We start from the raw sequence: 12125 nt of genomic DNA, 5'->3' as shown, positions 1-12125 counted from the left end.
TGTTGACAAGGCGCCGGGCCGCAACCGGAACGAGGCGGAGGCAGGCGTCGGCGGGGGCCGTGCCGGACCGCCGGCGAGGGCGGGCCTACACTCCGCACCATGAGCACCGTGACTGCCGCCGTCATGCGGGACCTGGCCCCGACGGGCGTCCTGCGGGCGTCGATCAACCTGGGCAACCCGGTGCTGGCGCACGGCACCGCGCAGTCCCCCGGCGGAGTCACCGTCGACATCGCGCGCGAGGTGGGCGCCCGGCTGGACGTGCCGGTGGAACCGGTCTGCTTCGACGCGGCACGCAAGTCGTTCGAGGCCATGGCGTCGGGCCGGGCCGACATCTGCTTCCTCGCGGTCGAGCCCGCCCGGGAGGCGGAGGTCGCCTTCACCGCGCCGTACGTGGTGATCGAGGGGGTGTTCGCCGTGCCCCGCGACTCGCAGGTCGGCGCGGTGGACGAGGTGGACCGCGCGGGTGTCCGGATCGGCGTGAAGCGCGGTTCCGCCTACGACCTCTTCCTGTCGCGCACGCTGCGCCACGCCACCGTCGTCCGCGGGGACGAGGGCGTGGACGTCTTCCGCGCCGAGGGCCTGGAGGTCGCGGCCGGGATCGGGCAGCCGATGGCCGGATACGTCGCGCGGCACCCCGACCTCCGCCTCGTCGAGGGCGCGTTCATGCAGATCCGGCAGGCCGTCGGCACGACGGTGGACCGGCTGCCGGAGTCCGTCGCCTTCCTCCGCGAGGTCGTCGAGGAGCTGAAGGCGGACGGGTTCGTCGCCCGGGCCCTGCGCCGGGCCGGGCAGTCCGGCACGCTGGTCGCCCCGCCCGCCTGACCGATCCCCCCTCGGTGCGATCCGCCCCCATGCGTCGCACGGCACCCCCCGCACGCACGGGAGTGACCTGCGCCCGCTGTTCACGGGCCGTCTGGGCGGCGGACCGGTGGCGGGCTGGAGCGAGATCGGACGCAACTGGGCCCGGTTCACGGGCATCGACGTCACGGAGGATCCGGCCGGCGCCCACTCGTGAGGCACCGCCCGCCCACGCGGCACCCCGTGGCGCGCGGGCGGCGGAGCGGCGTACTCCACCGCCGCCCGCGGCGTCGTTAAGGTCGCGGCATGTTAGCTGTGTTGGTCAACGGACTGCCCGGAGCGGGGAAGACGACCCTCGCCCGGATGCTCGCCCGCGAACTGGAGCTCCCGCTGTTCAGCAAGGACTCCGTGAAGGAGACCCTGGCCGACGCGCTGGCCGCACTGCGCCCGGCGGAGGGCGGCGGGCGGGAGTGGAGCCGCTGCCTCGGGGCCGCGGCGGGCGAGACGTTGTGGACGCTGCTGGCCGACGCACCGGTCGGGGCGGTGCTGGAGAGCCCGTGGCTGGCGCACATGCGTCCCGTGGTGGCCGCGGGCCTGACGCGGGCGGGCGCGTCCGAGGTGCACGAGGTGTGGTGCGCCGTGCCGCCCGACACCGCGCGCCGCAGGTTCCGGGAGCGGGCGCCCGCGCGGCACCCGGTGCACACCGAGGGCGCGCGCTTCCCGGAGGAGGAGTGGCGGTTCTGGACCGCGATGGCCGAGCCGCTGGGCCTGGGCAGCGTGCACCGGGTGGACACCTCGCGCCCGGTGGACGTCGCGGCGCTGGCCCGCCGGATCGCGGGCGGCCCGTCCCCGGCGCCGTGACGTCCGGCGGGGGTGTGCGTGAAGCGCTTGTCCGGCTCCCGCCCGGCGCCTAGCGTGTGTTCCCGTCGGCGGCGGCAGGGGAGGGGGACCCGCGGGTGGAGCGGACGTCGCGTGCCCTCCGCGCGGCCGCCCGCGCCGGGCCGCGCGGGCCCGGCAACGCCCGCGCGACAACCGCGGGCGGCGGGTCGCCGTCCCCACCGCGCGCCCTTCCGCCACCTACCTCCGGGGAGCGCCGCGCCGACCGCACCCGCGCGCACCGGCGGCACACCGCAGCGAACGGCAGACCGGCATCGAGGGCCGACCGAGGAGTCGTATGACCATGCCCGCGCACCCGTCCGGCTCCCCGGCCGCGCGGCCGGAACTCCCCTACTACGAGGACTTCTCCCCCGGCCACGGCGCCCTGCCGCCCCGGGCCTGGGTGCCCGCCTCCGACGCGGCCCGGCTGAACCTGGGCGGCATGTGGTGGTTCCGGCTCTCGCCGACCGCCGGGGCCGAGGACACCTCCTTCGCCCGGCCGGACTTCGACGCCTCGCGCTGGGACATCCTCGCCGTCCCCGGCCACTGGGTGCTGGGCGGCCACGGCGCGCCCGCCTACACCAACGTCCGCTACCCCTTCGCCGTCGACCCGCCCCGGGTCCCCACCGAGAACCCGACCGGCGACCACCGGCACACCTTCGCGCTGCCGGACGACTGGCCCGCCGGCGGCGAGACCGTGCTGCGCTTCGAGGGCATCGAGTCCTGTGCCCGGATCTGGCTCAACGGCCGTGAGGTGGGGGTCTTCAAGGGGAGCAGGCTGCCCGCCGAGTACCCCGTCGGGCACCTGCTGCGGGCGAAGGGGAACGTGCTCGCGGTCCGCGTCCACCAGTGGTCCTCGGCCAGTTACCTGGAGGACCAGGACATGTGGTGGCTGCCCGGCGTCTTCCGGGACGTCACGCTGCTGCACCGGCCCGCCGGCTGTGTCGCCGACTTCTTCGTGCACGCCGGCTGGGACCACGCCACCGGCGAGGGCACCCTGCGCGTGGACGCGCCGTCCGGCGGCCGGGTCACCGTGCCGGAGCTGGGCGTCGACGTCGCGGCGGGCGAGCCGGTCACCGTGCCCGCCGAGCCGTGGAGCGCCGAGGTCCCGCGGCTGTACGAGGCCGTGCTCACCGGCGCGGGCGAGCGCGTCCCGTTCCGCGTCGGCTTCCGTACCGTCGCGGTCGAGGACGGGGTGCTGAAGGTCAACGGCCGCCGGATCCTGTTCCGCGGGGTCAACCGCCACGAGTTCCACCCCGAGCACGGCCGCGCGCTGGAGATCGCCACCATGCGCGAGGACCTGCTGCTGATGAAGCGTCACAACATCAACGCCGTGCGCACCAGCCACTACCCGCCGCACCCCGCCTTCCTCGACCTGTGCGACGAACTGGGCCTGTGGGTCGTCGACGAGTGCGACCTGGAGACCCACGGCTTCGCCGTGACCGGCTGGGAGGGCAACCCCGTCGACGACGACCGCTGGACCCCGGCGCTGCTGGACCGCGCCGCCCGCATGGTCGAGCGCGACAAGAACCACCCCAGCGTGCTCGTCTGGTCGCTGGGCAACGAGTGCGGCACCGGCCGCGGCCTGACCGCCATGGCGCGGTGGATCCGCGACCGGGACCCGGACCGGCCCGTCCACTACGAGGGCGATCCGACCTGTGCCGACACGGACCTGTACTCCCGCATGTACGCCGGGCACGCCGAGGTCGAGCGGATCGGCAGGCGTGAGGAGGCGCCGCTGGACGATCCCGCGCTCGACGCCAGACGGCGCGCGATGCCCTTCCTGCTGTGCGAGTACGCGCACGCCATGGGCAACGGACCGGGCGGACTGGTCGAGTACCAGCGGCTGTTCGAGACCCATGAGCGGCTGCAGGGCGGTTTCGTCTGGGAGTGGATCGACCACGGCATCGCACGCCGCACCCCCGACGGGAGGCGCTGGTTCGCCTACGGCGGCGACTTCGGCGAGGAGCTGCACGACGGCAACTTCGTCTGCGACGGGCTGCTCTTCCCGGACCGGACGCCCTCGCCCGGTCTGGTCGAGTACAAGAAGGTGATCGAGCCGGTGCGGATCGAGGGCGACCCGCTCGGGGGCACGGTCCGCATCACCAACCGCCATGACGTCGCGGATCTTTCGCACCTGCGCTTCACCTGGTCGTACGAGGCCGACGGGGTGGCCGTCGCCGAGGGTGACCTGGAGGTGCCGCCGCTGGCCGCGGGCGGCACGACGGAGCTGAAGCTGCCGGAGCGTGCGGCGGCGGAAACGTCCGGGGAGGCGTTCTGGCTGGTGCGGGCGGTCCTGGCGCGGGACACCCCGTGGGCGCCGGCCGGTCACGAGGTGGCGTGGGGCCAGTGGCCCGCCGCGGAACGCCCGGGCGGCCGGCGGACGGCCCCCGAACCCGAGCGCCCGCACCGCCCCCGGCACGCCGAGGGCGGTGTGGTGCTGCTGGGCCCGGGTACCTTCGACGCGGCCGGCGGCGAACTGCGGCTGCTCGACGGCTTCGCCCTCGCCGGCCCCCGGCTGGACGTGTGGCGGGCCCCGACGGACAACGACCTCGGCGCCCCCTGGCAGTCCGACCCGCGCTTCGGCCTGCTGTGGCGGGAGGCCGGACTGCACCGGATGCGGCACCGGGTGGACGGCGTCGAGGCCGAGGACGACGCGCTCACCGTCACCACGCGGGTCGCCCCCGCCGCCGCCTCCTTCGGGCTGCGCACGGTCTACCGGTGGACCGCCGACGGCGACCGGTTGCACCTGACGGTGGACGTGGCCCCCGAGGGGCGGTGGACACTGCCGCTGCCCCGGCTCGGCGTCCGCCTCGGGCTGTGCGGCACGCTGACCCGGGCCGAGTGGTACGGAGGCGGCCCCGGCGAGGCCTACCCCGACACGCGGGCCGCGTCCCGGATCGGGCTCCACACGGCGACGGTTGACGCGCTGCAGACCCCGTACGTCCGCCCGCAGGAGAACGGGGCGCGCGCCGACGTGCGCCGGGTGCGGCTGCGCCGGGAGGACGGGACGGGAGTGGCGATCGAGGGCGGCCCGCCCTTCTGGTTCACCGCCCGTCGCTGGACCGGCGAGGAACTGGACGCCGCCGCGCACACCTGCGACCTGGTGCCGGGAAACATCCTGTGGGTCAACCTCGACCACGCCCTGCACGGCATCGGCAGCCAGTCCTGCGGGCCCGGCGTGCTGCCCCGCTACCGGCTGGAGGCCGCCGAGGCCTCGTTCGGCTTCACCTTCACCACCCTCGCGGACGGCCGGTGACCGCCGTCCTGCGGGAGACCACGCCCGCGGCGCGGCCCTTCAGCCGGCCCGCGGTGGTGGCGTCCTGCGCCGGGTTCGTGCTCATCGGCGCCCTCCAGGCGCTGTACGGTCCCGCGCTGCCCGCCCTGCGGCAGGAGCACGGGCTGTCCCCGTCCATGGCCGGACTGGGGCTGAGCGCGCACTTCGTCGGCGGCGTCGCGGGGGTGCTCGTCTTCGACGCGGTGCGCGGCCGGATCGGCGACCGCAGGCTGCTGACGGTGGCGTACGCGCTGATGGCGGTGGGCAGCGCGGCCTTCGCGCTCGCGCCGGACTGGCCGTTCGCGCTGGGCGCGGCACTGCTGACGGGGCTCGGCTTCGGCGGCATCGACTACGGCCTCAACCAGCTGTTCGCGGTGGGTTTCGGGGACCGCGGCGCGGCGATGCTCAACGTCCTCAACGCCCACTTCGGGATCGGCGCGGTCGCCGGGCCCGCCCTGCTCGCCGCGCTGGGCCCGGACCGCTACGCGTCCGTGTTCGCCGGATGCGCCGTCCTGGCGGGCGCCCTCGCGCTGTGCACACGCGGGGTGCGGACACAGCCTCCCGGGCCCGTCCCCGCCGTCCGGCCCGGGGCGCGGGGGCGGCTGGTCACGCCGGTGCTGCTGGGCTTCGTGGTGCTGTACGTCCTCCATGTGGGGGTGGAGGCGGGGGTCGGCGGCTGGGAGCCGACCCACCTGCAGTCGCTCGGCCATCCGGCGGCGTACGCCGCGTCCGCGACCGCGGTGTACTGGCTGATGATGACCGCGGGCCGGTTCCTCGTCGTCCCGCTGGCCCTGCGCTACCCGGCGCCGCGGATCCTGCTGGTGTGCTGCGCCGGGATGACGGGCTGTCTGGCGCTGGCGGCCGTGCCCGTGCTCGCGCCGTACGCCTACGCGGGCGTCGGCCTGTTCATCGCCCCGGTCTTCCCGACGGGGCTGCCGTGGCTGGCCCGCGCCGTGCCCGGGGCGCGGCGCGCGGGGGCGTGGGTCATCGCCGCGTCGATGATCGGCGGTGTGGCCGCCCCGCCGGCGCTCGGCAAGGGCATCGAGGCCTCCGGCATCGGCGCCGTCCCCCCGCTGCTGCTCCTGCTGTCGGCGGCGAGCCTGGCGGCGACGGCCTGGCTCACGCGGGCGGCGGGCGACGGCTGACGGCCCGCGCGGGAGGGGGCGGGTACGGCGGGCGCCCCGCCCCCTCCTCGCTCAGGACCGGCTCACGACCCTCACGCCGGGGCGCTGTCCGGCTGCGGGGCGGCCGGCCGCGGGTCGTCGGTGAGCGCGGGCCAGGTGCGGGCGGCGGCCCCGTGCGCGATCGCCCGCCACCAGGGGTCGAGCGGCACCCCGGCCGCGGGCTCGAAGGGCTCCCCGGGGCGCGGCACGGCGACCCGGGCCCCCACGGCGCGCGCCGCGGCGACGGTGCCCTCGGCGGGCTCCTCCCACGGGTGCGGGGCCAGGTTGAACGTGCCCCAGTGGATGGGGAGCATGAGCCGGCCGCGCAGGTCCTGGTGGGCGCGGACGCCCTCCTCGGGGGTCATGTGGATGTCAGGCCAGAAGTCGCTGTACGCGCCGATCTGCACCATGGTGGCGTCGAACGGCCCGTAGGCCTCGCCGATCTCCGTGAAACCGGGGAAGTATCCCGTGTCGCCGCTGTGGTAGACGCGGTGCTCGGGCCCGGCGACGACCCAGGACGCCCACAGGGTGTGCTGGGTGTTGCGGATCGCCCGGCCGCAGAAGTGCCGCGCCGGGGTCGCCGTGAGGGTGAGCCCGGCGACCTGCGTCGACTCGTGCCAGTCCAGCTCGGTCATGCGGTCCGCGGGGACGCCCCAGCGTTCCAGGTGGGCGCCGACGCCCAGCGGCACGACGAAGCGGGTGCCGGTCCCGGCGAGCGCCTTGATCGTGGGCATGTCGAGGTGGTCGTAGTGGTCGTGCGAGATGACGATCGCGTCGGCCTCGCCCAGCTCCTCCAGCGGTACCGGCGGCCGGTGGAGGCGCTTGGGGCCGACGAAGGAGAAGGGGGAGCACCGCTCGCCCCAGACGGGGTCGAACAGGACGCGGCGCCCGTCGATCTCGGCGAGCACGGTGGAGTGGCCCATCCAGGTGAGCCGCAGGCCCGAGGCGGGCGGTGCGGCCAGGTCGGCGAGGGTCGTGGCGTGCAGCGGGATGTCCCCGGCGGGGGCCCTGCGGACCCGCTCCTCCTTGCGGAAGTACGTCCGGGCGAACCGCAGCATCGATCCGGAGGGCGCCGTACGTGCGCCCAGGGGGTTGGTGAACACCCCGTCGGCGAAGTTCGGCGACCGCCGGATGCGCTCCATCCTCTCCCCGTAGGGGTTGTCTCCGAAGGCGGGGATGAGGCTGGAGAGCAGGGAACGCTTCGGACTGGAGCCGGACACGGCACCTCCCGTTGGTCGGCGGTCACGAACGTGCCGTGAGCCGTCCGGGCCCCGGCAGAACCAGTATGTACAGCGACAACTCCTACACCGGTCATTCCGGTTCCGCGCCCCTTTGTGGGATCGGCCTCCGGCGGCCCACCGGCTCCCGCCCACGACCGGCGGGACGACCGCGACCAGGCGGTTCCCCGGTACGGGAGACCGTCCCCGCGATGTCGCGCAGTGTCGATGCTGCCACCGTCGCGGGCCGCATGCCGCCCGCCCCCACGGGGAGCGGGCGGCGGGGGCGCACCGGAGGGGCGGCTACGCGCCGCGCGGCTGGCCGTACGCGCGCTCGACGTGGAGCTTCAGCACGAGGCGCTTGTCCTCGACCATGGCGCGGCGGTAGTCGTCCCAGTCCGGGTGCTCGCCCTGCAGGGCCCGGTAGAGGTCGACGAGCTCCTCGACCGTCGCGTCGTCCCGGTCCGCCGCGACGGGGGTGAGTTCTGCGGTGCCCTCCGCGACCGTCCAGGCCCAGCGGTCGGCCGTGGTGACGTGGTAGCTCGCGCGGGGGTCACGGCGCAGGTTGCGGGTCTTGGCGCGGTCGTCGGTGAGGGAGACCCGCAGCACCCCCGTGTCCGGGTCGAAGTGGTGGATGACGTTGGACATCTGGGGGCGGCCGTCACGCTTGATGGTGACGAGCACGCCCCCCTTGGTGTCGGCGAGCAGGCGGAGGAGGTCTTTGTCGCTCATGGCAGCCTCAACGAGCGTCCGGGGGCGAGGATTCCACGACCGCGTCCGCCGTGGTCAGCCGCGCCCGGTGCGTGGCTCCGTCGGCCCAGGTGACGGTCACCTCGTGGACCCCTGACGGCGACACGGCGACCTCCGACCGGACGAGGGCGGACAGCGGCTCCGCGTCGGCGGCGCCGGTGAGCCGGGCCGCGCAGAGGAAGAGGTCGCCGCGGCTGCCGCCGCTTTCGGTGGTCGCGCCGGTGAGGACGGGGGTGACCGCGCGTCCGGTGCACGCGGTCGGGGCGGGCGGCAGGCCGGGGGCGGCCCGCAGGCCGTGCTGGGGCAGCAGTTCCGAGGTCAGGCCCTCGCCCGCCGGCCAGCCGGTCTGCCGTACCTGCGAGCCGGGCGGCGCCCCGCTGACCAGGTGGGCGCGGATCTCGGCGGCACCCCTGGCCATCACGAGGCTCACGACGCGGACCCGGTCACCGGCGCGGGAGCGTGAGGCGGCCCATCCCTCGCCGGCGCCGAGCGGGGTGAGCCCGGTGCGCGCGGTGACACCGCCGTCGCCGTCCAGGAGGCCGAAGTGGTTGTCGGGGGGCGTGTCCCCGGTCAGCGGAGCGGTGGCCGTGGAGTAGGCGAACCGCGTGTAGTGGGCGGCGTAACGGGTGTCCTCGCTGCCGTGGTTGTGCAGGCGTACGAGGCCGTCGGCGGTCGTCGACTGGATCAGCCAGTTGGGTGCGGGCAGCGTGGTCAGGGCGTCGCCGCGTTCGACGGGGGCGGGCTCCTCGGGCGCCGTCCACACCGCGTGTCCGGGCGGCAGCAGCAGGCCGAGGAAGCCCTTGCTCGCCCAGTACGGGGAGCCGGGCCCGGAGTAGTCCTGCAGGACACCCGCGTAGGGACCGTGCCAGCCCAGGGACAGCAGTCCGTCGGGGCCCGCCGCGCCGCGGTCCAGGAAGTGGCGCAGGGCGCCGGAGGCAAGCCGCCGCGTGGTGCCGGGGGCGAGCGGGGTGTGTCCGGTGAGGGCGCCCAGCCACAGCGGCGCGGCCGCGGCGACGCGGTAGGTCAGCGAGCGGCCCTGGTGGAGGGGCGAGCCGTCGGCGCCGAACAGGCGGGACTGGTCGGCGAGATGGATCCGCAGCCGCTCGCCGTAGCGGTCCAGCAGGTCGGCGTCGCCTGAGAACCAGGCCTCCAGCACCGGGTAGAGGTGCAGCGCCCACCCGTTGTAGTGGTCAAAGGCGGGCAGGTCGCCGTCGGTGTACCAGCCGTCGCCGACGTACCAGCGCTCGATCCGCCGCAGTCCGCGCGCCACGGCGTCCCGGTCGCCGAGGAAACCGCCGACGGTGGCCGGGAACATCTCCCAGTTGTTGGGCCACGCCTGCGCGGCGGTCGCCCGGTCGAGCCAGGCGGTGGCGCGTTCGCGCACGGGCCCGTCGAGCCGGTCCCACAGCCAGCGGCGGGTCAGCCGGAGCCCGATGGCGATGGACGCGGCCTCGACCAGCGGCTGTGTGCGGTCGGCCACGACGGGCCAGTCCTCCGGCCCGTCCCCGCCGGGCCGCGTGGTGCCGGCGGCCAGGCCGTCGGCGTACCGCTGCAACAGTCCTGATGGATCGTCACCGTTCGCGCCCGCCACGCGGATCGCGGCGAGCAGGAACGTCCGCGCGTACCCCTCCAGGCCGTCCGAGCGGGCGCCCGAGGCGCTGTTGCGGTCACCGGGGAGGTGGTAGAGCGCCCCGCCGGGCGTGGCGTGCGGGGCGACGGCGGCGAGCAGCCCGTCGGCGACCGCCTCCCAGTGGGCGCGGGTCCATCCCGTGTACGGGCTCAGCTCCCGGTCCTCGGGCGGCAGTGGGAAGGGGTGCGCCGGCGCTTTCCGGGTCACGGTTCGCATACGGCCTTTCCGGGGTCGGGGAACGGCGGCGGCGCCCGGCGGCGCCCAGCCGGCGGGCGACTCTACCGCCGCGCCGCAAGCGCTTTCCAGAGCGCGTCGGCCTCGGCCGGGGCCGTCAGGACCCCTCCGGGTCCGTGGAGAGCGTGCCCGGACGGATCACGGCACGCCCCACGCCGAGGGCACGCAACAGGACGTCCAGTGCCTGCTCGTGGTCGTCCACGGAATGGTGGACCCAGGCGTAGGTGCCGTACGAGCCCCCGTCGAACTCGTGCAGCGCGTACTCCGTCCTGCCGATGCGGAAGACGGCGACCCCCACGTCGCCGAGGTCCTGCCAACTGCGTTCGACGGACAGCCTCAGCCGCGCGGCGAACGCCTCCAGGGGCGGATCCAGCCTCGCGAGACATCGGAAGTCACAGGCGACCCAGTCCCACAGCCCGATCTGCAGGGCGGGGTTGCGCTTGCCGCCCTGGTACTGCGGCGCGGGCTCCCAGTCGGGCTCGGGGCCGGGCACCTCCATGCGACGCTCCTCTCCCACCGGCGGCACACCGCGATCCTCTCAGCCCCCGGCCGTCGCCGGCGCAGACGTCCCGCGTCCCAGGTACGTCAGGGGGCCGGGGTCCGGGACGGGGAGCTCACGGAAGCCCATCCGGTCGTAGAAGGCGCGGGCCGCGGTGTTGGCGGTCACCATGCCGAGGTGGACGGCGCCGACGCCCCGGGCGGCCAGCGCGGCCAGGAGACGCCCCATCAGTTCCCGCCCGTAACCGCGCCGCTGGTACTCGGGCAGCAGGTCGATGTGCAGGTGCGCGGGGTACCCGGCGAGTTCCGGCACGATCATGCGCTCCGGGCGGTGGAGCAGGTCCGCCATCTCCTCGTCCGGGGTGAAGGGCGGCCCGGACGGCTTGGGGTGGCGGTGTTCGAGGCGGGGCAGCCACTCGGCGCGGAAGCGCCGCACGAAAGCGGCGGTGTCCGCGGTGCCGACGACGTAGCCGACGGCGCGCGCGCCGTCGTCGACGACGAAGGCGAGTTCGGGCTCGAGGTGGGCGTAGGGCCCGGCGAAGTTGTCCGGCAGCAGGTCGTGGTCGGTGTAGAGGTGCCGCGCGTCGCCGCCCTCGTGGCCGGTGCGCACGCAGATGTCGTAGACGGCGGCCCGGTCCTCCGGGCGGTACGGGCGGATCTCGGCGCGTGGGGTCATGCGGGCATGATGACGGCCATGGGAGCGCTCCCACAACCCCTGTGACGTACCGCGTTAGGCTGAACCACATGGGGGCCCACAGGCCGAGGGAGGTCGCCATGGCCCCGGCCGCCGAGGCGCTGGCCGTGTCGCACGGCCCCTACCGGCTGCACGCCGAGATCACCCCGGGCCCCGGCGCGCCCGCGGTCCTGATGCACGGCTTCCCCGACAGCAGCCGGCTGTACGACCGCCTCCTGCCCCACCTGGAGGGCAGGCTGCCGGTGGTGCGGTTCGACTTCCTCGGGTGGGGACGCTCCGACAAGCCGTCCGGCCACGCCTACACCGTCGCCCAGCAGGTGGACGACCTCGCCGCGGTGGCCGACGCCCTCGCGGCGGGCCGCACCGCCCGGCGCCTGGTGCTGGTGGCGCACGACGCCTCGGGACCGCCCGCGATCGACTGGGCGCTGGAGCACCCCGACCGCGTGGCCCGGCTGGTGCTGCTCAACACCTACTACCACTGGACCCCCGCGCTGCGCCGCCCTCCGGCGATCGCCCTGTACTCCACCCCGTTGCTGCGCTCGGCGGCCCGCGCCGTCGCCAGGCGCCGGCCCGGCCTGGACCGCAGGCTCTACGCCTGGCAGGTGGGTGCCTTCATCCGCGACCCGGAGCTGCGCGGGACGTACGTCGAGCGGCTCTACGCGCAGTACCCCGCCGCACGCCCGGCGTTCTGGGGGCTCAACGACGAGCTGCTGCACGCGGTGCCGAGCCGCCGGCGGCGCATCCCGGAGATGCGGGAGTTCCAGCCACCGGTCCGGGTGGTCTTCGGCACCCGGGACCGGTGGCTCAACACCCGCGTCGCCCGGCAGTTCTCCGTGATCTTCCCCCACAGCGAACTGCGCCTGCTGATGCGCGCCGGGCACTACGTGCAGGTCGACGAGCCCGAACGGGTCGCCGACGCGATCACCGCCCCGTGAGCGGGGCTGCCGGGTGACGCGGGCCGGGCCCCTTTCCCGCCCGGGGCCCGACC

Annotated in this window: 10 protein-coding genes; 5 read left to right on the top strand and 5 right to left on the bottom strand. The window is 75.5% G+C overall.

Going from position 1 to position 12125, the window contains the following annotated elements:
• Positions 1–99 precede the first annotated feature (99 nt).
• The 4 genes from ACFYYN_RS36715 to ACFYYN_RS36700 all read left to right on the top strand — a co-directional run bounded on the left by ACFYYN_RS36715 (position 100) and on the right by ACFYYN_RS36700 (position 6096).
• Positions 100–822: a transporter substrate-binding domain-containing protein gene (locus ACFYYN_RS36715; RefSeq protein ID WP_500549187.1), complete on the top strand. Its 723-nt coding sequence runs from the start codon at positions 100–102 to the stop codon at positions 820–822.
• A gap of 282 nt (positions 823–1104) precedes the next feature.
• Positions 1105–1659, top strand: a complete 555-nt coding sequence (locus ACFYYN_RS36710) for a P-loop nucleotide/nucleoside kinase family protein (protein ID WP_500549186.1) — start codon at positions 1105–1107, stop codon at positions 1657–1659.
• A gap of 313 nt (positions 1660–1972) precedes the next feature.
• Positions 1973–4933, top strand: a complete 2961-nt coding sequence (locus tag ACFYYN_RS36705; protein ID WP_500549185.1) for a glycoside hydrolase family 2 TIM barrel-domain containing protein — start codon at positions 1973–1975, stop codon at positions 4931–4933.
• Positions 4930–6096, top strand: coding sequence for an MFS transporter (locus ACFYYN_RS36700; protein ID WP_500549184.1), 1167 nt, complete (start codon positions 4930–4932; stop codon positions 6094–6096). Before ACFYYN_RS36705 ends, ACFYYN_RS36700 begins: the two co-directional genes overlap by 4 nt.
• A gap of 71 nt (positions 6097–6167) precedes the next feature.
• Here ACFYYN_RS36700 and ACFYYN_RS36695 read toward each other — a convergent pair whose 3' ends face one another.
• The 5 genes from ACFYYN_RS36695 to ACFYYN_RS36675 all read right to left on the bottom strand — a co-directional run bounded on the left by ACFYYN_RS36695 (position 6168) and on the right by ACFYYN_RS36675 (position 11119).
• Complete coding sequence (locus ACFYYN_RS36695; protein ID WP_500549183.1) at positions 6168–7334, bottom strand: MBL fold metallo-hydrolase; 1167 nt, start codon at positions 7332–7334, stop codon at positions 6168–6170.
• A gap of 300 nt (positions 7335–7634) precedes the next feature.
• Entirely contained in the window at positions 7635–8063 is a 429-nt protein-coding gene (locus tag ACFYYN_RS36690) for a PPOX class F420-dependent oxidoreductase (RefSeq protein WP_500549182.1), read from the bottom strand.
• 7 nt (positions 8064–8070) lie between these two features.
• Positions 8071–9918 (bottom strand): DUF2264 domain-containing protein, encoded by a 1848-nt coding sequence (locus tag ACFYYN_RS36685; protein ID WP_500549181.1) that lies wholly within the window; start codon positions 9916–9918, stop codon positions 8071–8073.
• A gap of 124 nt (positions 9919–10042) precedes the next feature.
• Positions 10043–10444 (bottom strand): hypothetical protein, encoded by a 402-nt coding sequence (locus ACFYYN_RS36680; RefSeq protein ID WP_500549180.1) that lies wholly within the window; start codon positions 10442–10444, stop codon positions 10043–10045.
• 39 nt (positions 10445–10483) lie between these two features.
• On the bottom strand, positions 10484–11119 hold the full coding sequence (locus ACFYYN_RS36675; RefSeq protein WP_500549179.1) for a GNAT family N-acetyltransferase: 636 nt from the start codon (positions 11117–11119) through the stop codon (positions 10484–10486).
• A 68-nt stretch (positions 11120–11187) separates the two neighbouring features.
• Here ACFYYN_RS36675 and ACFYYN_RS36670 point away from each other — a divergent pair, with 68 nt between their 5' ends.
• On the top strand, positions 11188–12072 hold the full coding sequence (locus ACFYYN_RS36670; RefSeq protein ID WP_500549178.1) for an alpha/beta fold hydrolase: 885 nt from the start codon (positions 11188–11190) through the stop codon (positions 12070–12072).
• Positions 12073–12125 lie beyond the last annotated feature (53 nt).

The organism is Streptomyces sp. NPDC001902 (assembly GCF_042891295.1).
Lineage (GTDB): Bacteria > Actinomycetota > Actinomycetes > Streptomycetales > Streptomycetaceae > Actinacidiphila.
Note: the sequence above shows the minus strand (reverse complement) of the source record. Positions and strands in the feature narration are given on the sequence as shown.